We start from the raw sequence: 25,246 nt of genomic DNA, 5'->3' as shown, positions 1-25,246 counted from the left end.
CGGTGACTTGCGTGCACCGGTATCGAGACGACTAATGCGGGAGGCGCGGATCATGTTCCGTGGACCTACCCGATCGCTTCCAGCACGGCCTCGCCCAGCCCGGCGGGGCTTTCGGCGACCACGATGCCCGCGCTGCGCATGGCTTCGATCTTGTCGTCGGCGCCGCCCTTGCCGCCCGCGACGATCGCACCGGCATGGCCCATGCGGCGGCCCGGAGGCGCGGTGCGCCCGGCGATGAAGCCCGCGACGGGTTTCGACCGGCCCTTCTTGGCCTCGTCCTTGAGGAACTGCGCCGCCTCTTCCTCGGCCGACCCGCCGATCTCGCCGATCATGATGATCGACTGCGTCTCGTCGTCGGCAAGGAACCATTCCAGCACGTCGATATGCTCGGTTCCCTTGATCGGGTCGCCGCCGATGCCGACACAGGTCGACTGGCCCAGACCCACGTCCGAGGTCTGCTTGACCGCCTCGTAGGTCAGCGTGCCCGAGCGCGACACCACGCCCACGTTGCCGCGTTTGTGGATGTGCCCCGGCATGATGCCGATCTTGCAGGCGTCGGGCGTGATGATGCCGGGGCAGTTCGGCCCGATCAGGCGCGAGGCCGATCCTTCGAGCGCGCGCTTGACCCGCATCATGTCCAGCACCGGGATGCCTTCGGTGATGCAGACGATCAGCGGCATCTGCGCGTCGATCGCTTCGAGGATCGAGTCGGCGGCAAAGGGCGGCGGAACGTAGATCACGCTCGCGTTCGCCTCGGTCGCGTGCATCGCTTCGTGCACGCTGTCAAAGACCGGCAGGTCCAGATGCGTCTGCCCGCCCTTTCCGGGCGTGACCCCTCCGACCATCTTGGTGCCGTAGGCGATGGCCTGTTCAGAGTGGAACGTCCCCTGCGAGCCCGTCAGGCCCTGGCAGATGACTTTGGTGTTTTCGTCGACGAGTACGGCCATTTGGCGTTTCCTTCGTAGGATGGGCGCGTTCACCCATTTGTCCCTTTGGGAGTGGGCCTCGACCCACCCGGTATTTCGATCCGGTCAGCCCTTCACGGCCTTGACGATTTTCTCGGCGCCGTCCTTCAGGTCATCCGCCGCGATCACGTCGACATCGCTGTCGTTGATGATGCGCTTGCCCTCTTCGACGTTGGTGCCTTCCAGCCGCACGACCAGCGGGACCTTCAGGCCCACTTCCTTGACCGCCGCCACGACGCCCTCGGCGATCACGTCACAGCGCATGATGCCGCCGAAGATGTTCACGAGGATGCCTTTCACGTTCGGATCCGACGTGATGATCTTGAACGCCTCGGTCACCTTCTCCTTGGTCGCCCCGCCGCCCACGTCGAGGAAGTTGGCAGGCTCGGCGCCGTACAGCTTGATGATGTCCATCGTCGCCATGGCGAGGCCCGCGCCGTTCACCATGCAGCCGATCTCGCCATCCAGCGCGATGTAGTTGAGGTCGTGTTTCGAGGCTTCCAACTCCTTGGGATCCTCCTCGGTCACGTCCCGCAACTCGGCGATGTCGGGATGGCGGTAAACGGCGTTGCCGTCGAAGCCCATCTTGGCATCAAGGCACTTCAGATCGCCGCCATCGGTCACGATCAGCGGGTTGATCTCCAGCATCTCCATGTCCTTGGCGAGGAACAGCTCGTACAGCTGGCCCATCAGCTTGACGCATTGCTTGATCTGCCCGCCTTTCAGGCCCAGACCGAACGCGATGCGGCGCCCGTGGAACGGCTGGTAGCCGGTCGCCGGATCGACCGAGAAGGACAGGATCTTCTCGGGCGTCTTCTCGGCCACCTCCTCGATATCCATGCCACCCTCGGTCGAGGCGACGAAGGACACGCGGCTCGTCTGCCGGTCGACCAGCAGGGCGAGGTACATCTCGGTCGCGATGCCCGCGCCGTCCTCGATGTAGATGCGGTTGACCTGCTTGCCCGCCGGGCCAGTCTGCTTGGTCACCAGCGTGCGGCCCAGCATGCGCTTGGCTTCCTCGGCGGCCTCGGACGCGCTGCGCGCGATGCGCACGCCGCCCTTGTCGCCGGCATCGGCCTCCTTGAACGTGCCCTTGCCGCGCCCGCCTGCATGGATCTGCGCCTTCACGACCCAGACGGGGCCGTCCAGTTCACCTGCCGCCGTCTTCGCCTCGTCGGCCTTCTTCACGACACGCCCGTCACTCACGGGTGCGCCACACGCCCGCAACAACGACTTCGCCTGGTACTCGTGGATGTTCATCTGCGCATCGCCTTCGCTAGTATCGAGTTGGCCCCAATATGCGTGTGCGCGCGGCGCCTGCACCGCAAATCCGCCTGATGGCGCAAACGATTGGCGAGAATGTGCATATTGTGATCACAGCTTCAAAAGGTGTGATCACAAAACAAAACGGCCCTCGGCATTGTCCGCCGGGGGCCGTCCTGAAAATGCGAGTCGCGGATCAGGCGAGAGAGCCGTCGATCCCCTTGCAGGCCTCCACGAGGCCTTTGACCGCGTCGACCGACTTGTCGAACATCGCCTGCTCGTCCTTCGACAGCGAGATGTTGACGACGCGCTCGATGCCGCCCGCGCCGATCACGGTGGGCACGCCGACATAGAACCCGTCAAGGCCGTAGGCACCGTCCACGTAGGCCGCGCAGGGCAACACGCGCTTCTGGTCCTTGAGGTAGGCCTCGGCCATCTCGATGGCGCTGGTCGCGGGCGCGTAATAGGCCGAACCGGTCTTCAGCAGGCCCACGATCTCGGCGCCGCCGTCACGGGTGCGCTGCACGATCGCGTCCAGCTTGTCCTTGGTGGTCCAGCCCATGTCCACGAGGTCGGGCAGCGGGATGCCTGCGACCGTGGAATAGCGGGTCAGTGGCACCATCGTGTCGCCGTGGCCGCCCAGCACGAAGGCGGTGACGTCCTTCATCGACACGTCGAATTCAAGGCTCAGGAAATGGCGGAACCGCGCCGAATCCAGCACGCCCGCCATGCCGCAGACCTTTTCGTGCGGCAGGCCGGAAAACTCGCGCAGCGCCCAGACCATCGCGTCCAGCGGGTTGGTGATGCAGATCACGAAGGCGTCGGGCGCGTTGTCGCGAATGCCTTCGCCCACCGATTTCATGACCTTCAGGTTGATGCCCAGCAGGTCGTCGCGGCTCATGCCGGGCTTGCGCGGCACGCCCGCGGTCACGATGCACACATCCGCGCCCGCGATGTCGGCGTAATCGGTGGTGCCCTTCAGCGCCGCGTCGAACCCCTCCGACGGGCCGCTTTCCGCGATGTCGAGCGCCTTGCCCTGCGGCGTTCCGTCCGCGATGTCGAAGAGAATGACATCGCCCAGCTCCTTCAACGCAGCGAGGTGAGCCAGGGTGCCGCCGATCTGGCCGGCGCCGATAAGCGCGATCTTGGGTTGAGCCATGGGTGTCTGTCCTTTGGTGTTATCTCAGGCGAGGCATGGCCTACGCCCTCCCGCCGCGCCGCGCAAGTGCTGCAGTTGCAGCATGGGCCGCGCGAAGCGTCTGGCGCTTGCCGTGCGCCGCTTCTAAGTTGCTGGCGCAGTAGGGAAAGCAGCAAGGCAGCGCATGGACCCCTTCAGTTGGAGCTTTGTCGCCATCGGCGGTGTCGCGATGGTGTTCGCCGGCATATCCAAGGGCGGGTTCGGATCGGGCGCGTCCTTTGCAGGGGCGTCGATTCTGGCGCTCATCATCGCGCCGGGAGAGGCGCTCGGCATCATGCTGCCGCTCCTGATGCTGATCGACGCGCTGACGCTCAAACCCTTCTGGAAACAGTGGGACTGGGTGGCAACGCGCGGCATGATCCTCGGCGCTGTGCCGGGGGTGGCGCTGGGCGCGGTATTCTACACACTCACCAATGACGACGCGATCCGCCTGATGATCGGCGCGATGTCGCTTCTTTATGTCGCGACGCAACTGCCCGCGTTTCTGGCCAACACCGCCCGCACGCGCCGCAGCCTGCCGCGCTGGATGGCCTACCTCGCCGGAACGGTGAGCGGCTTCACCAGCTTCGTCAGCCATGCTGGCGGTCCGCCCGCCGCGATGTACATGCTGTCGCTCGGCCTGTCGAAAACCGCTTACCAGGCGTCCTCGGTCCTGCTCTTCTGGGCGGTCAACATCTTCAAGGCGGTGCCCTATGCCTTCCTCGGCATCTTCACCGTCGAAACGCTGACGATCGACCTGATCCTCGCCCCTTTCGCCGTGGTCGGCACGTTCCTCGGGATCTGGCTGCACCGGCGCATCCCGGAACGGCCTTTCTTCGTCATCACCTTCATCCTGCTGACGGTGACGGGGTCCAAGCTGATCTGGGACGCGCTCGTCTGACCGTGTTCGGGCGGGCCGTGACCGGCCCGCCGCGCTGCTCTCAGGCGTCTTCGCCGGGGATCGGCAAAGCCTCCGCCACCGCCTCGAACGCCTGTCCGCTTGCCACGAGGCACGAGATGCCGTTCGGCATCGTCACCGTGATCGTCCACGTGCCCGTCTCTTCCGACGCAAAGACCTCCACCACCGCGTTGTTCGCGCCCAGCCCGATCGACTGGCGGGTTTCGCCAAAGCGGTCTGCAAGCCGGTCGACAACCGCGTCGCGCGGGGCGCAGTTGCGGGTTTGCGCGAGCGCCGGAGCGGCGGCGGCGGCGGTCATCAGGCCAAAGGTCAGGAACATCATTGCGGGTCGCATGGGCCCACCTCCTTTGAATGTCTCTCGTGCCCGGAGGGTGGAGCGCACATGGCCGCCCGGATACGCGATCCGGCAACGGGCCCCCCGACACATCTTGTCCGTCGTCTGGCGCTTGGACCCGGCTGTGCGACGGCCATGTCGCACGGGCCTCCCGGATGCGCCTTTTGCTGGGGAAGGACCCTGCAATCTAACCTTGAAGACGGCGTTAACGGTGCGTCCGTCCCGCGAAAACGTGATGGTTTTTCTGCGCTGCCGCAAAAACGGGGTTGAATGATCTGCAAAGAAAGTTGCAGATGCGCGCAACAAAATTAGCGAGGCGAGAATCCATGCCGCGAGACGCCCATCCCTACCGCTCCGTGCTCTACCTTCCCGCGTCCAAGGAGCGGGCGCTGGCCAAGGCGCGGACCTTGGCCGCCGACGCCATCATCTTCGATCTCGAAGACGCCGTCGCGCCGGATGCCAAGGACGCCGCCCGCGCCACGCTGAAGGCCGCGCTGGACGAAGGCGGGTTCGGCGCGCGCCGCCGGATCGTGCGGATCAACGCCTCCGACACACCGTGGCACGCCGACGACCTCGCCGCCGCCGCCGAGATGCAATGCGACGCGGTCCTCCTGCCCAAAGTAGGCGCGCCGCAGGATATCCTCGACGCCGCGGCTGCGCTGCCGGGACGGGCGATCTGGGCGATGATCGAAACCGCCGCGGGCGTGCTCAACGCCGCTGCCATCGCGGGCGCGCATCCCGCGCTCGAAGGCTTCGTTCTCGGCACCAACGACCTCGCCAAAGAACTCGGCGCCCGGCCCCATCCCGACCGCCTGCCGATGATGACCGCTTTGCAAACCGCGCTCCTCGCCGCGCGCATGGGCGGGCTCGTCGTGGTCGACGGCGTCTACAACGCCTTCAAGGACGACGACGGCCTGCGCCGCGAATGCGAACAGGGCCGTGACCTCGGGTTCGACGGCAAGACCCTGATCCACCCCGCGCAACTCGACATCACCAACGCCGTCTTCGCCCCGTCCGCCGACGACATCTCGCTCGCCGAACGCCAGATCGCCGCCTTTGACGAGGCGACGGCAGCCGGGCAGGGGGTCGCCGTCGTCGATGGTCGCATCGTCGAGAACCTGCATGTCGAACAGGCCCGCGCCACGCTCGCGAAGGCCCGTGCAATCGAGGCGCTCGTCGGGTAACCAGACCGCATCGTTCCCAGCGGAGACCTTGCCATGACCCTCCTGATCCTCGGCCTGATCCTGTGGACCGCGGCGCACCTTATGCGCGCCGGTGCCCCGAATGCCCGCGCCGCGCTGCAATCCCGCATGGGCGACGCGTCCAAGGCGGTGATGGGGCTGGTCATCATCGCCTCCGTCGTCCTGATGGTCCTCGGCTACCGCTCCGCCGACCCGGTGATCGTCTGGTCGCCGCCCGCCTTCCTGACGCATGTGAACAACCTGCTCGTCCTGATCGCGTTTTATATGTACCTCACCACCGCGACCAAACCGGGCACCGCCTTCGTCTTCGGCAACCTGAAGAACCCGCAACTGACGGGGTTCAAGCTCTGGGCCTTCGCCCACCTGCTGGTGAACGGTGACCTCGCCTCGATCATCCTGTTCGGCGGGCTGCTGGCCTGGGCCGTGGTGCAGGTGATCCTGTCGAAACGCGCGCCGTCCATGGTCGACCGCGGCACCGCCCCGATCTCGAACCCTTGGGTGCATCTTGGCCTTGTGCTGGCCGTCTTCGCCGTCGTCGCCGTGATCCACGGCTGGCTCGGCCCTTGGCCGTTCGGAGGATAAGCCCATGAAAGCCTATCGTTTTCTCACCGCCGACGACACATCGGAGTTTTGCCACAAGGTCACCAAGGCACTCGCCGACGGATGGGAACTTTACGGCGATCCGACCTATGCGCACGACGCCTCGAACGGGGTGATGCGCTGCGGTCAGGCGGTCGTGAAGGACGTCTCCGGCGACTACTCTCCGGACCTCAAACTGGGACAGCTATGACAAAGACGAATCCGGGCCGCTTTTTCGAGGATTACCGCGTCGGCGAAGTGATCCGCCACGCCGTGCCGCGCACCGTCGGTGCGGGCGAACGCGCGCTCTACCACGCGCTCTATCCCCAGCGGCACGCGCTATATTCGTCGGATGCCTTCGCGTCGTCGTGCGGCCTGCGCGCCTCGCCGCTGGACGACATGATCGCCTTCCACGTCGTCTTCGGCAAAACCGTCCCCGACATCTCGCTGAACGCCGTGGCCAACCTCGGCTACGCCGAAGGCCGCTGGCTGAAACCCGTCTGGCCCGGCGACACGCTGCGCTCGGAAAGCGAGGTGATCGGGCTCAAGCAGAACTCCAACGGCAAGACCGGCGTCGTCTGGGTCCGCACGCGCGGCCTCAACCAGGATGACGAGGAGGTGCTCAGCTATGTCCGCTGGGTGATGGTGCGCAAGCGCGACCTCGACGCACCCGCGCCCGACACGGTGATCCCCGATCTCGCCGCCTCCGTCTCGCCCGGCGACCTCGTGGTGCCTGAAGGGCTCGACTTCACCTCCTACGACACCGCGCTCGCCGGGGAGCCGCACCGCTGGGGCGACTACGAAGTGGGAGAGACGATCGACCATGTCGATGGCGTCACGGTCGAGGAAGCCGAACACATGATGGCCACGCGCCTGTGGCAGAATACGGCCAAGGTCCATTTCGACGCCACCGTGCGCCCCGACGGCTCGCGCCTGATCTACGGCGGGCACGTGATCTCGCTCGCCCGCGCGCTCAGCTTCAACGGTCTTGCCAACGCGCAGGTCGTGGCGGCGCTGAACGGCGGCGCGCACGTCAACCCCTGCACGTCGGGCTTGACCGTGCGGGCATGGTCCGAAGTGCTCGACCGGGCCGAAACATCGGCACCGGGCGTCGGCGCGCTCCGCCTGCGGCTGGTCGCCACCACCGGCGCGCCCTTCGCGTTGCGGGCCGAGGACGGGAAGTACCTGCCCGACGTCCTGCTCGACCTCGATTACTGGGCACTTGTTCCCAAGTGACGGCGCAAGGGTTAACAGACCCATTCGAAATTGGATAAAATTCGAGTAACCCATGGGTTACCTTGGGTTTTCTCCGGTCACGAGAACAAGCGGCGCAGACGTGGGAAAAGGCCGCTTTCCCGTCGCCCGGCCTCGGCCACCTCGGCGACGATCGCGTCGAACCTGTCGCGGTCGACCTCCGTGACATGCGCCACATCGGTCAGTTCCGCGAAGCGCGCCTCGGCCTCGTCCTGCGTGATCCCGCCCGTGTCACCGGTGAAATCAATACCGAACCGGTCGGCCAGCCAGTCAAGGTCCGTTGCGCGCGCCCGCGCCACCTCGGCCAGCCCGTCCTTCAGTCGCGGCCTCGCATAGCCCGGCACCTTGCGGTCCGCCTCCGCCACCAGCCGCTTGACGCGTTGCGGGCGCTGCCCGTGCCAGCGCGACGGCGCTTCAATCTCGCCCCGGAAATAGGCCTCCATTACCGCCATTGCCTCGGCGCTGAAGGTTTCGTTGTCGCGCTTCGCCGCCGCGATCACCCCCGCGCGGGTCTCTTCCGGCAATACCCGCGCGCAGAAATCCGCGACCACGTCGCCGCCGATCAGGGTCGCGCGGTCGAACGCCACGGCGGTCACCGGCATCCGCTCCACGAACGGTCCCAGCGCGTCGCGGTACCGGCTGGCCGAAATCGGCCGGAACCGGGGCCGTTTCTTCACGTCTTGCTGCACCACCGACATCATGTAAGAGGCCGGGTCACGCAGGTAGGCCAGCGCCGACATTCCCGTCACGCCCATACTCTTCGCGACCGATGCCAGCCGGTCCAACTCCGCATCGCTCCACGCGCGGAACGCCATCTCGTTGCTCAGCACGACGTGGTCGGGCCCATGCTCCCGCACCAGCGTTTCAAGGTCATGCAAGGCCGCGTCGGCATTGGCCCAGGCCGCCTGCACTGACGGCGCCAGCGTCTGCATCTGTACCGGGTCGTCGGGCAGGGTGCCCGTCAGCGCGGGCCACAGGATCTGGTGATTGTCGTGCCGCGCCGGGACGGGAAAGACGACACCCGCCGCGCGCAACGCCCCCGCCTCGTGCGCCAGCGCGCGCTGAACGGCGGTCGATCCGGTCTTGTCGTGCCCGATATGCAGGGTGAGGTGCGCCATGCCCGACGATGTGCCACGCGCGGCGGCGCAGGTCAAAGCATGCCGCCCGCGCGATTGTGACTGGCCTTGGCTCCGCACGGGTGTAGCGTCGGACCATGTGGCGCGCTCCTCTCCTGTCCTGCCTCGCCGGTCCCGCGCTGGCTTGCGACCTCGCGCTTGCGCTGGCGGTGGACGTGTCGGGATCGGTCGATGCCAGCGAATACGCCACGCAGATGCAGGGCCTCGCGCTTGCGCTGCGCGACCCGGTCGTGTCGGAAACGCTGGTGCGGGCGCGGGCGCAGGTGACGCTGGTGCAGTGGACCGGGTCTTCCCGTCAGGCGACCACCCTGCCTTGGACACCGATCGCGTCCCATGCCGATGTCGAGGCTTTCGCCGCCCGCGTCGCGGCCGACCCGCGCGTCTGGCGCAACTTCTCCACCGCCATCGGCGAGGCGCTGGCGCATACCGCGCGCGCGTTCGAGGACGTCCCGCAGTGCCGCCGCCGCGTGATCGACGTGTCGGGTGACGGGCGCTCGAACGAAGGGCAAAGCCCCCGCGCCACCCATGCCGCCCTTCGCGCGCAGGGGATCACCGTGAACGCGCTGGTGATCGAAAGTGACGCGTCGGACCTCACTGGCTATTTCTGGGAAAACGTGATCACAGGCGACGGTGCTTTCGTGGTCACGGCGCAGGGTTTCGATCAATACCCTGAAAAGATAAGACAAAAGCTGTTGCGTGAAACCACGCGACAGGTCTCGCGGCTGGAGGAATGACGCGCCGCCTTGCGCGTGCCCGGACGGCGGACGAACCGGTTTGCAACCAATGGTCAGGACCGGGCGTTCCACGACCGCACAAGCGCGCGAACATCATGCGTGCCGTGTGCGCAAAGCAAGTGAGTCGCATCAGAAAGGACATCTTGTGATCACACAATTTTTCAAGTGATCACAAACAATTCAAATCCGTGCGACATTTGATCCCCGAACCGGTTTTGCGCGGCTCGGCGCGTGACACCGGGTCACAAATGGGTAGGATACGCGTGGAACCAAACAGGACGACCGACATGGCTGACGTGAACCGGGGCAACAGGCCCCTGTCTCCGCATCTGAGCATCTACCGCCCGCAACTGAACTCGATCACCTCGATCCTGACACGGATCACCGGCAATGCCTTGCTGATCGGCGCGATTTTGATCGTCTGGTGGTTCGTCGCGGCCGCCACGTCGGAAAGCGCCTTCGCCACCGCCAATTCTGTGATCACAAGCTGGTTAGGCGATCTGGTGATGTTCGGATCGCTCTGGGCGCTGTGGTACCACACGCTCGCAGGTGTCCGGCACCTGATCTGGGACAACGCCGCGATGCTCGACCTCGGCAGCGCCGAAAAGCTGGGCTGGGCGGTGGTTATCGGATCGGTCGTTCTGACCATCCTGACCGTGCTCGTGATCTGAGGAGACCGCCATGCGTTACCTGACAGACCGCAAACGCGCCGTGGGCCTTGGATCGGCCAAATCGGGCGTCCACCATTTCTGGGCGATGAAGGTGTCTTCGGTCGCCCTGCTGGTCCTTGTGCCCCTGTTCGTCTTCACCTTCGGCAGCGCGCTTGGCGGGTCGTACGAAGAGGTCACCGCCTATTACGCGCGCCCCTTCCCGGCGATCGTCGCGGCGCTGACGCTGGCCGTCGGCATGATCCACTTCAAGGACGGTGTGCAGGTGCTGATCGAGGACTATGTCCACGGCACGGCGCAGAAATACGCAATCATCGGGATGATCTGCCTCAGCTACGCGATCGCGGCTGTCGGCGTCTTCTCGGTCATCAAACTCGCGCTCTGAAGGAGAGCAGGCATGGCTGCATACGATTACGAGACGCATGACTATGACGTCGTGGTGGTCGGTGCCGGGGGCGCTGGCCTCCGCGCGACGCTTGGCATGGCGGAGCAGGGATTGCGCACCGCCTGCGTGACCAAGGTGTTCCCGACCCGGTCGCACACCGTGGCGGCACAGGGCGGCATCGCTGCGTCCCTGTCGAACATGGGCCCCGATCACTGGCAATGGCACATGTACGATACCGTCAAGGGCTCGGACTGGCTGGGTGACACGGACGCGATGGAATACCTCGCCCGCGAGGCACCCAAGGCCGTGTACGAGCTGGAGCATTACGGCGTTCCCTTCTCGCGGACCGAGGAAGGCAAGATCTATCAACGCCCCTTCGGCGGCCACACGACCGAGTTCGGCGAAGGCCCCCCGGTGCAGCGCACCTGCGCCGCCGCCGACCGGACCGGGCACGCTATCCTGCACACGCTCTATGGCCAGTCGCTGAAGCAGAAGGCCGAGTTCTACATCGAATACTTCGCCATCGACCTGTTGATGAGCGATGACGGCCAGTGCCAGGGCGTGCTGTGCTGGAAGCTCGACGACGGCACGATGCATGTCTTCAACGCCAAGATGGTGGTGCTGGCCACGGGCGGCTATGGCCGCGCCTATTTCAGCGCGACCTCGGCCCATACCTGCACCGGCGACGGTGGCGGCATGACGGCCCGCGCGGGCCTGCCGTTGCAGGACATGGAATTCGTGCAGTTCCACCCCACCGGCATCTACGGCTCTGGCTGCCTGATCACCGAAGGCGCACGGGGCGAGGGCGGGTACCTGACCAACTCCGAAGGCGAGCGGTTCATGGAGCGCTATGCGCCCACCTATAAGGACCTCGCCTCACGCGACGTGGTGTCGCGCTGCATGACGCTGGAGATCCGCGAAGGCCGGGGTGTGGGCAAGGATGGGGACCACATCCACCTCAACCTCAGCCACCTGCCGCCGGAAACGCTGGCCGAACGGCTGCCCGGCATCTCGGAATCGGCGCGCATCTTCGCGGGTGTCGACGTCACCAAGGAGCCGATCCCGGTGCTGCCGACCGTGCATTACAACATGGGCGGCATCCCGACGAATTACTGGGGCGAAGTGCTCGCGCCCACCAAGGACAACGACGACCGCGTAGCACCTGGCCTCATGGCCGTGGGCGAGGCGGGCTGTGCATCTGTTCACGGCGCGAACCGGCTGGGCTCGAACTCGCTGATCGACCTCGTGGTGTTCGGCCGCGCCGCCGCGATCCGCGCGGCCGAGGTGGTGGATCCCAAGTCGGCGGTGCCGCAGGCGCCCAAGGCCTCGATCGAGGCGGCGTTCTCGCGGTTCGACGGGCTGCGCCACGCGGCAGGCCACACGCCCACCGCTGCGCTGCGGCTGGAGATGCAGAAAACGATGCAGGAAGACGCCGCCGTCTTCCGCACCGACAAGACGCTCGCCGCCGGGGTCGAGAAGATGGATGACGTCGCGGGCAAGCTGGGCGATCTGCAGGTGACCGACACCTCGCTCATCTGGAACAGCGACCTGATGGAGACGCTGGAGCTGACCAACCTGATGCCCAACGCGCTGGCCACGATCCGCGCGGCGGAGGCGCGGAAGGAAAGCCGCGGCGCCCACGCGCACGAGGATTACCCCGACCGCGACGACGAGAACTGGCGCAAGCACTCGCTGGTCTGGTTCGAGGGCAACCGCGCGTCGCTCGGCTATCGCGGCGTGCACCTGAAACCACTGACCAGCCACAATGACGGCGGGATCGATCCCAAGAAGATCGCGCCGAAGGCACGGGTGTATTGATCCGCATCGTCTTTGCTTCGCTGCTTCTGGCAGGCTGCTCGCTGGTGCAGGACACCGCCGATGATCTCGCGCGGGCGCAGGCCAAGGTCGTGGTCAACGGCGTCGTGGCCGAACGGTTGCCGGGGGTGGACGTGGCACCGGTGACCGACTGCATCATCGACGCGGCGAGCGCGAAGGAAATCCTGACGATCGCGGGTCAAAGCGTGACCGGCGACACGGCGGACACCGCCACGCTGGTGCTCGACATCGCGCAGCGGCCGCAGGCGGTGCAATGCATCGCTGCCGCCCAATTGCGGAGCTTTCAGACATGACGGCCCGCCCCTTGAATGACGCGCCCCACGGGGCGCCCCAGTTTGGAAAGGACACCACATGGTTCAACTGACCCTTCCCAAGAATTCCCGCATCCGCGTGGGCAAGACATGGCCCAAGCCGGAGGGTGCCAACAACATCCGCAAGTTCCAGATCTATCGCTGGAACCCGGATGACGGGGAAAACCCGCGCGTCGATACCTATTGGGTCGACATGGACAATTGCGGGCCGATGGTTCTGGACGCGCTGATCAAGATCAAGAACGAGATCGATCCGACCCTGACCTTCCGCCGATCCTGCCGGGAAGGCATCTGCGGATCCTGTGCGATGAACATCGACGGTATCAACACGCTCGCCTGCATCTACGGCATGGACGAGATCAAGGGCGACGTGAAGATCTACCCGCTGCCGCACATGCCGGTGGTCAAGGACCTGATCCCGGACCTGACGCATTTCTATGCGCAGCACGCCTCGATCATGCCGTGGCTGGAGACCAAGACGAACCGCCCCGCCAAGGAGTGGCGCCAGTCGATCGAGGACCGCAAGAAGCTGGATGGTCTGTACGAATGCGTGATGTGCGCGTCGTGTTCGACCTCTTGCCCGTCCTACTGGTGGAACGGCGACAAGTACCTTGGGCCGGCGGCGCTCCTGCATGCCTATCGCTGGATCATCGACAGCCGCGACGAGGCGACGGGCGAACGGCTGGACGACCTGGAAGATCCGTTCAAGCTTTATCGCTGCCACACGATCATGAACTGCACCAAGACCTGTCCCAAGGGTCTGAACCCGGCCAAGTCCATCGCCGAGATCAAGAAGCTGATGGTCGAACGCGCGGTCTGATATCCGGCGGGTGTGCGGGCCATGCCCGCCCACCCACCCACGGGGGCGTTGCCCCCTGTCCCCCCATCGCCGTCGCTCGCAGGGGAACCGGCGGGAAGATGTCACAGGTCGCGGACCTGCAACGATTTTAACCATTTGGCCATTGACCCGGCAGCGGAAACCGCCCATGTGCGCCCCATATCCGGTGTCCCCCGCCGCGTGAGCGGGGTGGTGACGCAGCCTTGCGACCCGACCCGGACGACGAGACATGGTTCCCACATCACGCAGGGGTCCGCCGGGCGGCTTTGCCGCGACCCATGATGGCGTCGCGGTAGCAAGATCGCTCGCACCTTTGCCTTTCGCATCCGCGAAGGGACGACAGGGGCGCAAACCCGCGCCCCGGAAAGAGTTGTTTTGACTGATTTTGCTTCGCTTGGCCTGTCCGGGCGTCTTGTGTCCATCCTCGAAGAGGCTGGCCTCACCGAACCGACCCCAATCCAGACCCGTGCCATTCCGGTAGCCCTTGAAGGGCGCGACATCATGGGGCTGGCGCAGACCGGCACTGGCAAGACAGCGGCCTTTGGCTTGCCCATGGCGCAGATGATGCTGTCGCAATCGCAGAAGGCCGCGCCGAAATCAGTGCAGGCGCTGATCCTTGCCCCCACTCGTGAACTCGCCAAGCAGATCCGCGACAACCTGATGGTGTTCGTCGGCGGCGCGCATCTGCGCGTCGGGCTTGTGGTCGGCGGCCAGTCCATCAACGCGCAGGCCAAGCGGCTGGAACGCGGCGTGCATATCCTTGTCGCCACGCCCGGCCGACTGCTGGACCTGATCGACCGGGGCGCTGTGCGGCTCGACAAAACGCGGTTCCTTGTTCTGGACGAGGCCGACCAGATGCTCGACATGGGGTTCATCCATGACCTGCGGAAAATCGCCAGGCATGTGCCCGAGGAGCGCCAGACGCTGCTGTTCTCGGCCACCATGCCCAAGCTGATGGAAGAGATCGCGGGCACCTTCCTGACCGATCCGGTCAAGGTGGCGGTGACGCCCCCCGGTAAGGTCGCAGACAAGATCACCCAATCGGTGCATTTCGTGGTGCAGACCCAGAAGAAGGGACTGCTGATCGAGCTGCTGGACGGACATCGGGACGAGCTTGCGCTGGTTTTCGCCCGCACCAAGCACGGGGCGGAGAAGCTGAAAAAGACGCTCGAAGCCGCAGGCTTTGCCGCCGGGTCGATCCACGGCAACAAGAGCCAGGGCCAGCGCGACCGCGCTTTGGCCGCGTTCCGCGCGGGCGAGTTGCGGGTGCTGGTGGCGACGGATGTTGCCGCGCGGGGGATCGACATTCCCGACGTGCGCCACGTCTACAATTTCGACCTGCCGAACGTGCCGGACAATTACGTGCACCGCATCGGGCGCACCGCGCGTGCGGGTGCCGCGGGCCGCGCGGTTGCCTTCTGTGCCCCGGACGAGGCGGGCGCGCTGCGCGACATCCAGAAGACCATGAAAATGGACATTCCCGTCGCTGAAGGCACCCCGTGGGAAGGCGTCGCGCCGGCAGGTCGCAAGCCGTCGCGCGGCAAGCCTGCGGGAGCGGGTGCACCGAAAAGCACCAACCGCCGCCGTCGCAGGCCCCGCCGCGCGAAACGCGCCGCGGCCTGATCTGACTGGACCCCCGGACGCGCCCGTCCTAGCGTTTGACGGAGAGTTTTCGGGGGGATCATGGCGGACGCGGATGTCATCGTAATCGGCGCGGGGCTGGCGGGGCTGGTTGCCGCGCACGAGGCCGCTGCGCGCGGGCGCAAGGTTCTGATCGTTGATGGCGAGGGGCCGCAATCGCTGGGCGGGCAGGCGTTCTGGTCGCTCGGTGGCCTCTTCATGGTCGATACGCCGGAACAGCGCCGCATGGGCATCCGCGACAGCCGCGAATTGGCTGCGCAGGATTGGTACGGATCGGCCGGGTTCGACCGCGCCGAAGACGCCAATCCCCGCGCATGGGCCGAGGCGTATCTGGACTGGGCCGCAGGCGCGATGCGGTCCGACCTCGCCGCAATCGGGTTCAGCTGGTTCCCGGTTGTCGGGTGGGCCGAACGCGGTGGATCGCTGGCTGATGGGCACGGCAATTCCGTCCCGCGTTTCCACGTCACTTGGGGAGCCGGAGAGGGTGTGGTTGCCCCCTATGTGCGACTGATTTCCGAGGACGTGGCGGCGGGCCGGGTGCGCATCGCCTATCGCCACCGGGTCACCGATCTGGAGGTCACGGACGGGCGCGTCACCGGTGTGTCGGGGCAGGTGCTGGCCAATGACGATGCGGTGCGCGGGGCGTCCACCAATCGCGACGTGACGGGCGCGTTCACCTACAACGCCGACGCGGTGATCCTCGCCACCGGCGGGATCGGCGGCAATTTCGATCTGGTCCGCGCGCAATGGCCCGTGGATCGGCTAGGCACGAAGCCTGAAAAGCTGGTGTCGGGCGTGCCGGATTTCGTGGACGGATCGGGCCTTGCCTGCGCCAAGGCGGCGGGCGCGGCGGCGATCAACGAGGACCGCATGTGGCACTATTGCGAGGGCCTTCAGAACTGGGATCCGATCTGGCCGCATCACGGCATCCGGGTTCTGCCGGGTCCGTCCTCGATCTGGCTCGACGCGCTGGGCGAGCGGATGGAGGCGCCCTGTTTCCCCGGCCACGACACGCTCGCCACGCTGAAACGCATTTGCCGCACGGGGCACGACCACTCGTGGTTCATCCTGACGCAGGCGATCATCGAGAAGGAGTTCGCGCTGTCGGGCAGCGAACAAAACCCCGATCTGGTGTCGGGCAAGTGGAGCCAGGTACTGAAAGAACGGCTCGCCAAGGGCGCGACCCGCGCGGTGGAGGCGTTCAAGGACAAGGGCGCGGATTTCGTCGTCGCCACGACGCTGGAAGAGCTGGTCGCGGGGATGCGGGCGCTGGAACCCGACGTGCCGCTGGATGTCGCGCGCATCCGGGCGCAGGTCGAGGCGCGGGATGCGCAGATTGCCAATCCGTTTGCCAAGGACGCGCAGGTGAACGCCATCCGCTCGGCCCGCGCGTATCGCGGGGACAAGCTGATCCGCACGGCGAAACCGCACCGCATCCTCGACCCCGACAAGGGGCCGCTGATCGCGGTCCGGCTGAACATCCTGACGCGGAAGTCGCTGGGCGGGCTGCATACCGACCTTGATGCGCGGGTGCTGCGGCCTGACGGATCGGTATTCGACGGCCTGTTTGCGGCAGGCGAAGTCGCCGGGTTCGGCGGGGGCGGGTACCACGGGTACAACTCGCTCGAAGGGACGTTCCTTGGCGGGTGTCTGTTCTCGGGCCGGGTCGCGGGCCGTGCCGTGTAATGAGCCGCCGCAAAACCCTGTTGCAACAGGGTTGAAAGCGAATTCGAATTCGCTTGGACCAAGCCGCTTGGAAGCGGCTTCCACTCAACGGAGAGGACACTCGGGATGACACACGATGACCCCGCACATGCCGCCCGCCACCGCGCCCTGCCGCCGGTCGTCTGCTATCCGCCCGAGACGCTGACGCCGCCTCCGCTGGAGATGTACCGCGCCGCCCGCGCCACCGCGAAGAAGGTGGCCGAGGTCAGGATCCCAGCGCGGGAGGCACGCTGTTGGGAGGCCCCCGCCGGTACGTTCTTTCGCCTGTCCTCTATCGAAGGCCCGCAGGTGGGGGACCTGAACCTGTGGAACGCGCGGGACATGACCGAGCGCTTCTGGTCCGGCAAGACCCGCGCATTGCACGGCACGCATGTGACGACCGGGGAGCGGATGTGGTCGACCTTCCCCTACATGCGGCCGATGGCGACGATCGTGACCGACACGCTCGACTGGTACGGGATCGACGAACACGGCGGGTCGGTGCATGACGTGATCGGCACCCGCTGCGACCCCTACACGCACCACGCGCTGTCGGGCGGGGACATGTACCACCATTGCTGCCACTCGAACCTGACGCGGGCGGTTGCCGATCACCTTGGCGTGCCGCTGCAAGAGGCCGAACCGCATGTGCACGACGTCTGCAATATCTTCATGTGCACGGGTTTCACCCGCGACACGGGCCAGTATTTCATGAAAGCTTCGCCCGTGCGGCCCGGCGACTACATCGAGTTCTTTTCAGAGATCGACATCCTTGGTGCGATGAGTGCCTGCCCCGGCGGCGATTGCAGCACGACCCATTCGTCGGACGCCGCCCAGTGCCATCCCCTGCTGGTCGAGGTGTTCGAACCGGAGGCGGGAGCGTTGGACGGATGGGAGCCGCCAGCGATCAACGGGTACGACCGAACCCACGGGCGGGACGGGTGACGATCACCCGTCCTACGGCGTGGTGCGCTGGGGGCCGCGCGAAGGATCAGTAGGATGGGTGGTTTCCACCCATCTCCCCCCTCAGCAATACCGCTCGACCGTCTGCGCGTGGGTGTCGGAATACCTATCGCCATGCGCCCATCCCGGCGGCAAAAGCCGCGCGATATCGGCTCGGTCGGCGTCGGAGAACGTGATCTCGTCCGCCGCCAGCCATTCCGACAGGTGCGCCGCCGTGCGGGTCGCCGGGATCGGGACCGATCCGGGATCGGCGTCGAGCACCCATGCAAGCGCGGTTGCGGCAACCGTCCACCCCTTCCCGGCACACCATTGGGCAAAGGCATCGCGGCGCTGGGCGTTGTACCCGAGGTTCGGCTCCTGGAAACGCGGCATGTCGCGGCGGAACGGGCCGGGATCGGCCTTGAGTTCAGCCTCCCCCACGGAATGGTCGGTCAGGAACCCCCGCGCGAGGGGCGAGAAGGGCACGAAGGTGATACCCAACTCGGTGCAGGCCTGTATCACGCCCAGTTCGGGCTGGCGCGACCAGAGCGAGTATTCGTTCTGAACCGCCATGACGGGATGTACCGCGTGGGCGCGGCGGATGGTCGAGGGCGCGACTTCGGACAGGCCATAGCCGCCTATCAGACCTTCCTCGATCAATTCGGCCATGACGGCGACGGCATCCTCCGTCTCCATCGTGGGGTCGCGGCGGTGGAAGTAGTAAAGGTCCACCCGGTCGAGGCCGAGGCGTTTCAGCGACCCTTCCAGTTCGGCGCGCACGTAGTCGCGGGAGTTGTCGAACCGGGTGGCGTATTCACCGTCGCGCCGGATGCCGACCTTGGTCGCGATATGGGGCCTGGCGCCCGACTGCTTGAGGTACGCGCCCAGCACCTCCTCGGACTTGCCCATGCCGTAGATGTTGGCGGTGTCCCAATGATTGATGCCGGCAGCCAGCGCGGCGTCGAGGCAGGCAAAGCTTTCCTCGTCCTTCGCCGGGCCGAACATGCCGCCAAAGCTCATGCATCCAAGACCGATCGCGCCGACCTGGCGGTTTCCAAAGCTGCGCTGTTTCATGAGGTGAAGGCCGCGGTCAGGGCAATCTCGACCATGTCGCCGAAGCTGCGTTCGCGGTCTTCGGACGGCAGCGCCTCGTGCGTGATGAGGTGGTCCGACACCGTCAGCACCGCCAGCGCGCGGACGCGGTAGCGGGCGGCGAGGGTGTAGAGCTCCGCTGCCTCCATCTCCACCCCGAGGATGCCGTGGCGCACCATCTGCTCGTTCAGGTCGGGGCGTTCGTCATAGAACACGTCCGACGAATAGATGCCGCCCACATGGGTCGGCGTGCCTTTTGCGGTGGCAGCGGCGTGGGCCGCGTGCAGCAATCCAAAATCAGCGCAGGGGGCGAAACTCAATTCGCGGAAGATACCGCGCGACGGGGTCGACAGGGTCGATGACGTCATGGCGAGGATCACGTCGCGGATTTTCACCTTTTCCTGCATGCCGCCGCAGGACCCGATGCGAATGAGCGTCTTTGCCCCGTAATCCCGGATCAATTCGTTGGCATAGATCGACAGCGACGGCATTCCCATGCCCGAGCCATGAATGGTCACGGCATGACCATTCCACGTGCCGGTGAATCCCAGCATGCCGCGCACTTCGTTGATGCAGCGGGCGTCTTTCAGAAAAGTCTCGGCCGCCCATTTCGCGCGGTAGGGATCGCCGGGCATCAGGACGGTTTCGGCGATGTCGCCGGGTCCGGCGCCGATGTGAATGGTCATGGAAGGCTCCGCTTGGCTGCGTGTCGCCGCACTCTGCCCCGCGGCCCGGTTCAGGGCAAGCCATGGCCTGGCTTTGTCGCGCGTGCGGACGTGCCGCGCGGCGACGGACGCGCGCGGGCGGGGTAATTCGGAAGTCATTGGAATGAAATGGTGCGGCAAGCCGCCATCACCGGCTGGCCCCATGCGCGTTGGCCGGGGCCAGCCGTGTCGGTCAGATTTCCATGTCGTCGGCGCTTTTGCCGGCGGCCAGTGCGTTGAGGAACCAGGTGGGCTTGCGGCCCCGTCCCGTCCATGTCTGGCTGGCATCGTCGGGATTGCGGTATTTTGCAACCGACACCGACCCGGATCTGCCTTTCGTCAATTGATCGAGCGAAAAGCCATGCTCTTTTGCCGCCATTTCAGCAGCTTTCAGGGCGTCGGCTTTCTTTCGCTGGTCAACCGTTTTCAAGGCCTTTTCGACCTTTCCTTTCAACTCCAGCAACTCGTCCTTTGACATTTCGTCGAGGTTCATTTGCGAACTCCATTCGTCTTGGTGTCTTTGCACTAGTACAAAGCCAAGTTACCGAAAAGTATTGATTTTGTGTCAATATCGTAAAGGCAGAATTGCGCTTATGCAATTCGCCTAACAATATTACCCGATTGCCCGGAAAATAGGAAACAATGTGCTGACGCTATTCAGCGGCAACCTGTTTCGGATCGGCCAGTGTCACGATATCGGCCATGATCGCGTTCAATTGGAAATCCTTGGGCGTATAGACGCGGGCAACACCCATGGCGCGCAGCGCGGTTGCGTCTTCATCGGGGATGATCCCGCCCACGACCACCGGGATGTGGCTCAGACCCGCGGCGCGCAAGCGCGTCATCACGTCCTCGATCAGCGGCAGGTGGCTGCCTGACAGGATCGACAGGCCGATCACGTGGGCCTCTTCCTCCTGCGCGGCGGTGACGATCTGTTCCGGCGTCAGGCGGATGCCTTCGTACGAGATGTCCATCCCGCAATCGCGGGCGCGAACGGCGATCTGCTCGGCCCCGTTGGAATGACCGTCGAGGCCCGGCTTGCCCATCAGGAACTTCAGGCGGCGGCCCAGCCGGTCGCTGACCATGTCCACTGCATCACGCAGATCGTCGAGCCCTTCGGTCTGGTTGGACGGGGACGAGGAGACACCCGTGGGTGCACGGTATTCGCCGAAGGCCGCCCGCATCTCGGCCGCCCATTCGCCGGTCGTCACGCCCGCGCGCGCCGCCGCGATCGACGGGGGCATGACGTTGTCACCATTCGCTGCCGCGGCCCGCAGGTCCTGCAGGGCCCGCGCCACGGCATCGGCATTCCGTTCGGCCCGCCATTCGTCAAGGCGCGCGATCTGCTCGGCCTCGACACGGGGATCGACGACCATGATATCACCGTCACCACCGGTGAGGGGCGAGGTCTCTCCCTCGGTCCAGCGGTTCACGCCGACCACGACGGTTTCGCCCTGTTCGATCCGGCCCAGCCGCGCGGCGTTCGCCTCGACCAACCGGCCCTTCATGTATTCGATGGCACCGACGGCCCCGCCCATCGCGTCGAGGTTGGCCAGTTCGGCCCGCGCACCGTCTTTCAGCTCTTCGACCTTGCGGTCGACGGCGGGGTTTTCATCGAACAGGTCGTCATATTCCAGAAGATCGGTTTCATAGGCCATGATCTGCTGCATCCGCATGGACCATTGCTGGTCCCACGGGCGGGGCAGTCCCAGCGCCTCGTTCCACGCGGGCAGTTGCACGGCGCGCGCGCGGGCCTTCTTTGACAGGGTCACGGCCAGCATCTCGATCAGGATGCGGTAGACGTTGTTTTCCGGCTGCTGCTCGGTCAGGCCCAGCGAGTTCACCTGCACGCCATAGCGGAAGCGCCGCAGCTTGGGGTCGGCCACGCCATACCGGTCGCGGCAGATCTCGTCCCACAGGTCGACGAAGGCGCGCATCTTGCACATCTCGGTCACGAAGCGGATGCCCGCGTTCACGAAGAACGAGATGCGACCCACCACGCGCGGGAAATCCTCTGCCGGGACCTTGCCCTGCAGGTCGTCCAGCACGGCCTGCGCGGTGGCCAGCGCAAAGGCCAGTTCCTGTTCCGGCGTCGCGCCCGCCTCTTGCAGGTGATAGGAACACACGTTCATCGGGTTCCACTTGGGGATCTCGCGATAGCAATACTCGGCCACGTCCGCGATCAGCTTCAGCGACGGTTTCGGCGGGCACATGTAGGTGCCGCGGCTCAGGTATTCCTTGATGATGTCGTTCTGCACCGTGCCCTGCAGCGCGCGGACATCGGCGCCCTGTTCCTCGGCCACCGCGATATACAGCGCCAGAAGCCACGGCGCCGTCGCGTTGATTGTCATCGAGGTGTTCATCTGGTCGAGCGGGATCTGGTCGAACAGCGTCCGCATGTCGCCGAGGTGACAGACCGGCACGCCGACCTTGCCGACCTCACCCCGTGCCAGCACGTGATCGCTGTCATACCCCGTCTGCGTCGGCAGATCGAACGCTACGCTGAGGCCCGTCTGGCCCTTGGCAAGGTTGGCGCGGTAAAGCGCGTTCGAGGCGGTCGCGGTCGAGTGTCCCGCATAGGTCCGGATCAGCCAGGGACGGTCCTTCTGGGGCGTGTGCTGCGGGTGCGACATGGGCGGCCTCGTGAATCGGTGAAAGCAACATTGTTGCGTTCCGGCCGGAATACGCGAAATTCCGTTACCAAGTCAATACGCTGCGCTGCGGCATGGCCCGGTTTACGCCGCCGTCAATCCCGGTCAAACATGCGCACATGACCGCGCCCGTGACAGTGCCCCTGTGGCTGTTCATCCTGATTGTCCTGTTTGCGGCGGTCACGTTCTCTTCGCATTTCCTGTTCCCGTCCGTGCGCTGGTTCTTCCGCCGCCGCGCCGAAAAGCTGGTGGCGCGGCTGAACGAACGGCTGGCGGTGCCGATCCACCCGTTCAAGCTGGCCCGCCGCCACGACATGATCCAGCGCCTGAGCTATGACCCGGAAGTGGCCGAGGCGATCATCGCCCATGCCGAGGCCGAAGGCGTGCCCGAAAACGTGGCCTTCGAACTCGCTCAACGCTACGCGCGGGAGATCGTGCCGTCGTTTTCCGCCAGCGCCTATTTCGGGTTCGCGATCCGCGCCTCGCGCTGGGTGTCGAACCTTCTGTTCCGCGTCCGCGTGGGCAGCATCGACCGTGAGGCGCTGGAAACGGTGGACCCCGAAAGCACGGTGGTCTTCGTGATGAACCACCGTTCGAACATGGATTACGTGCTGGTCACCTACCTCGCCGGGCGCCGGTCGGCCCTGTCCTATGCCGTGGGTGAATGGGCGCGGGTCTGGCCGCTCAGCTTCCTGATCCGGTCGATGGGCGCCTATTTCATCCGGCGCAAGAGCCGCAATGACCTGTATCGCCGTGTGCTGGCACGCTATGTTCGCCTGTCGACCGATGGCGGCGTGGCGCAGGCGATGTTCCCCGAAGGTGGGCTCAGCCTGACGGGCCACGTGGCCGAGCCGAAACTCGGCCTTCTGAAATACATCATCGAGGGACGCCCCCCCGGCGCGCGCGAGATCGTGTTCGTCCCCGTGGCGCTGAATTACGACCGGGTGCTGGAGGACCGCGTGCTGATGGAAGCCGCGGCCTCGGGCGAGCGCAAGTTCCGCGCGCGCCTGTCGGTCATGGCGGGGTTCACCCTGCGCATCATCGGGCGGATGCTCCGCGGCAAGTTCAGCCGCTTCGGCGTCTCGGGCGTGTGCTTTGCCTCTCCGCTTGCCTTGTCCGAAATGCCCGATCCCACGCCCGAACGGCTGGCGGAGATCCTGATGGGCCGGATCGAGGACGCGATGCCGCTTTTGCCCGTGCCGATGGTCGCGGCGCTGCTGGTGGATCACGGCGAAATGGCGGAAGAGGAGCTCGCCGCTCGCTACGCCACGCGTCTCGCGGCGCATGACGTGCCGGACGGCCTGCCGCGCGACGCCAAGGCCGACGCGACCTATGGCATCGACGTGCTGGTGCGCCGCCGGATGGTGAAACGCCGCAAGGGCTGCGTTGTCCCGCGCGAGAGCGAACAGGGCGCGTTGCAGTTTTACGCCAACTCGATCCGCCATCGCCTGGACATGCCGCAGTAGCGAAGAGAATTCTGCGCCTGCGCGGTTATAAAATTTCAAGATTTGCGCCTCAGACTATTGCAAAGTTACTTTTGCGGGGCTACCCAACTCGCGAAAGCCGCGATTCTGCGATGCGGCGACAATGACAAGGGTGGCCCAGCATGGAGGCGCAAATGGCACTGGATAACGACACCGGCATCGCCACGTACGATGCTCCCGAGAAAGACCTCTATGCCGTGGGCGAAATGCCCCCGATGGGGTTCGTTCCCAAGAAGATGCACGCCTGGGCGATCCGCCGCGAACGGCAGGGCGAACCCGACCAGGCGATGCAGCTTGAAGTCGTGGACGTGCCGCAGCCCGACAGCCACGAGGTGCTGGTGCTCGTGATGGCGGCAGGCGTGAACTACAACGGCATCTGGGCGGGTCTTGGTATCCCGATCAGCATGTTCGACGTGCACAAGCAGCCCTATCACATCGCCGGGTCCGACGCGTCGGGCATCGTCTGGGCGGTGGGCAGCAAGGTCACCCGCTGGAAAGTGGGCGACGAGGTGGTGATCCACTGCAACCAGGACGAAGGCGACGATGAAGAATGCAACGGCGGCGACCCGATGTATTCCAACTCGCAGCGCATCTGGGGGTACGAGACCCCGGACGGGTCCTTCGCGCAGTTCACCTGCGTGCAGTCGCAGCAGCTGATGCCGCGGCCCAAGCACCTGACATGGGAAGAGAGCGCCTGCTACACGCTGACGCTGGCCACCGCCTACCGGATGCTGTTCGGCCACCACCCGCATGAACTCAAGCCCGGCCAGAACGTGCTGGTCTGGGGCGCGTCGGGCGGCCTCGGGTCCTACGCGATCCAGCTGGCAAACACCGCCGGCGCGAACGCGATCGCCGTCATCTCGGACGAGGACAAGCGCGACTTCGTGCTGGGCCTTGGCGCCAAGGGCGTCATCAATCGCAAGGATTTCAACTGCTGGGGCCAGCTGCCCACGGTGAACACGCCGGAATACAAGGAGTGGTTCGGCGAGGTGCGCAAGTTCGGCAAGGCGATCTGGGACATCACCGGCAAGGGCGTGAACGTCGACATGGTCTTCGAACACCCCGGCGAGGCGACCTTCCCCGTCTCGACCTTCGTCTGCAAGAAGGGCGGCATGGTCGTGATCTGCGCCGGCACCACCGGCTATAACCTGACGATGGATGCGCGGTATGTCTGGATGCACCAGAAACGCGTGCAGGGTTCGCACTTCGCGCACCTGAAACAGGCATCGTCCGCGAACCGGCTGATGGTCGAACGGCGGCTGGACCCGTGCATGTCCGAAGTGTTCCCGTGGGACGAGATCCCGCAGGCCCACGTCAAGATGCGCCGGAACGAGCACAAGCCCGGCAACATGGCGGTGCTGGTGCAGGCACCCAAGACCGGCCTGCGCACGCTCGAAGACGCGCTGGCGGCCCGGTAACTTCAGGAA

The 25,246-nt window shown here is 65.6% G+C and carries 25 protein-coding genes; 16 read left to right on the top strand and 9 right to left on the bottom strand.

Annotated elements, in window-relative coordinates; translation table 11 throughout:
- Positions 1-65: 65 nt before the first annotated feature.
- The 3 genes from sucD to mdh form a co-directional block, all read right to left on the bottom strand.
- Positions 66-947 carry a succinate--CoA ligase subunit alpha gene (gene sucD, locus ATO11_RS09345; protein WP_050530547.1) on the bottom strand — a complete coding sequence of 294 codons (882 nt, stop codon included), beginning with the start codon at positions 945-947 and terminating at the stop codon, positions 66-68.
- 84 nt (positions 948-1,031) lie between these two features.
- Positions 1,032-2,225 carry an ADP-forming succinate--CoA ligase subunit beta gene (sucC, locus tag ATO11_RS09340; RefSeq protein ID WP_050530546.1) on the bottom strand — a complete coding sequence of 398 codons (1,194 nt, stop codon included), beginning with the start codon at positions 2,223-2,225 and terminating at the stop codon, positions 1,032-1,034.
- A gap of 199 nt (positions 2,226-2,424) precedes the next feature.
- Positions 2,425-3,387, bottom strand: coding sequence for a malate dehydrogenase (gene mdh / locus ATO11_RS09335; protein ID WP_050530545.1), 963 nt, complete (start codon positions 3,385-3,387; stop codon positions 2,425-2,427).
- A gap of 163 nt (positions 3,388-3,550) precedes the next feature.
- Between mdh and ATO11_RS09330 the strand changes: the two genes are divergently transcribed.
- Positions 3,551-4,306, top strand: coding sequence for a sulfite exporter TauE/SafE family protein (locus tag ATO11_RS09330; RefSeq protein ID WP_050530544.1), 756 nt, complete (start codon positions 3,551-3,553; stop codon positions 4,304-4,306).
- 40 nt (positions 4,307-4,346) lie between these two features.
- On the opposite strand, the gene ATO11_RS09325 is transcribed toward ATO11_RS09330, so the two are convergent.
- The gene (locus tag ATO11_RS09325) at positions 4,347-4,658 is read right to left on the bottom strand and encodes a hypothetical protein (protein WP_050530543.1); all 312 of its coding nucleotides are present in this window, start codon (positions 4,656-4,658) and stop codon (positions 4,347-4,349) included.
- Positions 4,659-4,984: 326 nt separating this feature from the next.
- Between ATO11_RS09325 and ATO11_RS09320 the strand changes: the two genes are divergently transcribed.
- From ATO11_RS09320 to ATO11_RS09305, 4 genes are read left to right on the top strand one after another with little or no spacing between them, the layout of a single operon-like run.
- Positions 4,985-5,842: an HpcH/HpaI aldolase/citrate lyase family protein gene (locus ATO11_RS09320; RefSeq protein WP_050530542.1), complete on the top strand. Its 858-nt coding sequence runs from the start codon at positions 4,985-4,987 to the stop codon at positions 5,840-5,842.
- Positions 5,843-5,875: 33 nt separating this feature from the next.
- Entirely contained in the window at positions 5,876-6,442 is a 567-nt protein-coding gene (locus ATO11_RS09315) for an NnrU family protein (protein WP_050530541.1), read from the top strand.
- A 4-nt stretch (positions 6,443-6,446) separates the two neighbouring features.
- Positions 6,447-6,650 (top strand): DUF1737 domain-containing protein, encoded by a 204-nt coding sequence (locus ATO11_RS09310; protein WP_050530540.1) that lies wholly within the window; start codon positions 6,447-6,449, stop codon positions 6,648-6,650.
- Positions 6,647-7,675, top strand: coding sequence for a MaoC family dehydratase (locus ATO11_RS09305; RefSeq protein ID WP_050530539.1), 1,029 nt, complete (start codon positions 6,647-6,649; stop codon positions 7,673-7,675). The genes ATO11_RS09310 and ATO11_RS09305 overlap by 4 nt, the downstream gene beginning before the upstream one ends.
- Before the next feature lie 77 nt (positions 7,676-7,752).
- Here ATO11_RS09305 and ATO11_RS09300 read toward each other — a convergent pair whose 3' ends face one another.
- On the bottom strand, positions 7,753-8,811 hold the full coding sequence (locus ATO11_RS09300) for a hypothetical protein (RefSeq protein WP_050530538.1): 1,059 nt from the start codon (positions 8,809-8,811) through the stop codon (positions 7,753-7,755).
- A gap of 95 nt (positions 8,812-8,906) precedes the next feature.
- Here ATO11_RS09300 and ATO11_RS09295 point away from each other — a divergent pair, with 95 nt between their 5' ends.
- From ATO11_RS09295 to ATO11_RS09255, 9 genes are all read left to right on the top strand, one after another.
- Positions 8,907-9,563, top strand: a complete 657-nt coding sequence (locus tag ATO11_RS09295; protein WP_050530537.1) for a DUF1194 domain-containing protein — start codon at positions 8,907-8,909, stop codon at positions 9,561-9,563.
- A gap of 287 nt (positions 9,564-9,850) precedes the next feature.
- Positions 9,851-10,234, top strand: coding sequence for a succinate dehydrogenase, cytochrome b556 subunit (gene sdhC / locus ATO11_RS09290; RefSeq protein ID WP_050530536.1), 384 nt, complete (start codon positions 9,851-9,853; stop codon positions 10,232-10,234).
- A 10-nt stretch (positions 10,235-10,244) separates the two neighbouring features.
- On the top strand, positions 10,245-10,616 hold the full coding sequence (sdhD, locus tag ATO11_RS09285) for a succinate dehydrogenase, hydrophobic membrane anchor protein (RefSeq protein ID WP_050530535.1): 372 nt from the start codon (positions 10,245-10,247) through the stop codon (positions 10,614-10,616).
- A 12-nt stretch (positions 10,617-10,628) separates the two neighbouring features.
- Positions 10,629-12,434 (top strand): succinate dehydrogenase flavoprotein subunit, encoded by a 1,806-nt coding sequence (sdhA, locus tag ATO11_RS09280; protein WP_050530534.1) that lies wholly within the window; start codon positions 10,629-10,631, stop codon positions 12,432-12,434.
- Positions 12,431-12,745: a hypothetical protein gene (locus ATO11_RS09275; RefSeq protein ID WP_050530533.1), complete on the top strand. Its 315-nt coding sequence runs from the start codon at positions 12,431-12,433 to the stop codon at positions 12,743-12,745. Before sdhA ends, ATO11_RS09275 begins: the two co-directional genes overlap by 4 nt.
- A gap of 58 nt (positions 12,746-12,803) precedes the next feature.
- The gene (locus ATO11_RS09270) at positions 12,804-13,583 is read left to right on the top strand and encodes a succinate dehydrogenase iron-sulfur subunit (RefSeq protein WP_050530532.1); all 780 of its coding nucleotides are present in this window, start codon (positions 12,804-12,806) and stop codon (positions 13,581-13,583) included.
- A gap of 393 nt (positions 13,584-13,976) precedes the next feature.
- Positions 13,977-15,224, top strand: coding sequence for a DEAD/DEAH box helicase (locus ATO11_RS09265; RefSeq protein WP_050530531.1), 1,248 nt, complete (start codon positions 13,977-13,979; stop codon positions 15,222-15,224).
- Between the two features lie 60 nt (positions 15,225-15,284).
- Positions 15,285-16,928 carry an FAD-binding dehydrogenase gene (locus ATO11_RS09260; protein WP_050530530.1) on the top strand — a complete coding sequence of 548 codons (1,644 nt, stop codon included), beginning with the start codon at positions 15,285-15,287 and terminating at the stop codon, positions 16,926-16,928.
- A 105-nt stretch (positions 16,929-17,033) separates the two neighbouring features.
- Positions 17,034-17,891, top strand: a complete 858-nt coding sequence (locus tag ATO11_RS09255; protein ID WP_050530529.1) for an urea carboxylase-associated family protein — start codon at positions 17,034-17,036, stop codon at positions 17,889-17,891.
- An 81-nt stretch (positions 17,892-17,972) separates the two neighbouring features.
- Here the strand turns inward: ATO11_RS09255 and ATO11_RS09250 are convergent, their stop codons facing one another.
- From ATO11_RS09250 to ATO11_RS09235, 4 genes are all read right to left on the bottom strand, one after another.
- Positions 17,973-18,962 (bottom strand): aldo/keto reductase, encoded by a 990-nt coding sequence (locus ATO11_RS09250; RefSeq protein WP_050530528.1) that lies wholly within the window; start codon positions 18,960-18,962, stop codon positions 17,973-17,975.
- On the bottom strand, positions 18,959-19,666 hold the full coding sequence (deoD, locus tag ATO11_RS09245; protein WP_050530527.1) for a purine-nucleoside phosphorylase: 708 nt from the start codon (positions 19,664-19,666) through the stop codon (positions 18,959-18,961). Before deoD ends, ATO11_RS09250 begins: the two co-directional genes overlap by 4 nt.
- A 211-nt stretch (positions 19,667-19,877) precedes the next feature.
- Positions 19,878-20,177, bottom strand: coding sequence for an H-NS histone family protein (locus tag ATO11_RS09240; RefSeq protein ID WP_050530526.1), 300 nt, complete (start codon positions 20,175-20,177; stop codon positions 19,878-19,880).
- Positions 20,178-20,337: 160 nt separating this feature from the next.
- On the bottom strand, positions 20,338-22,317 hold the full coding sequence (locus tag ATO11_RS09235; RefSeq protein ID WP_050530525.1) for a protein meaA: 1,980 nt from the start codon (positions 22,315-22,317) through the stop codon (positions 20,338-20,340).
- A 137-nt stretch (positions 22,318-22,454) separates the two neighbouring features.
- Between ATO11_RS09235 and ATO11_RS09230 the strand changes: the two genes are divergently transcribed.
- Entirely contained in the window at positions 22,455-23,801 is a 1,347-nt protein-coding gene (locus ATO11_RS09230; protein ID WP_050530524.1) for a 1-acyl-sn-glycerol-3-phosphate acyltransferase, read from the top strand.
- Between the two features lie 152 nt (positions 23,802-23,953).
- Complete coding sequence (gene ccrA / locus ATO11_RS09225) at positions 23,954-25,237, top strand: crotonyl-CoA carboxylase/reductase (protein WP_050530634.1); 1,284 nt, start codon at positions 23,954-23,956, stop codon at positions 25,235-25,237.
- Positions 25,238-25,246 lie beyond the last annotated feature (9 nt).

Origin of the sequence: Pseudaestuariivita atlantica, assembly GCF_001205715.1 — a bacterium.
In the GTDB taxonomy this organism is placed as follows: Bacteria; Pseudomonadota; Alphaproteobacteria; order Rhodobacterales; family Rhodobacteraceae; genus Pseudaestuariivita; species Pseudaestuariivita atlantica.
Note: the sequence above shows the minus strand (reverse complement) of the source record. Positions and strands in the feature narration are given on the sequence as shown.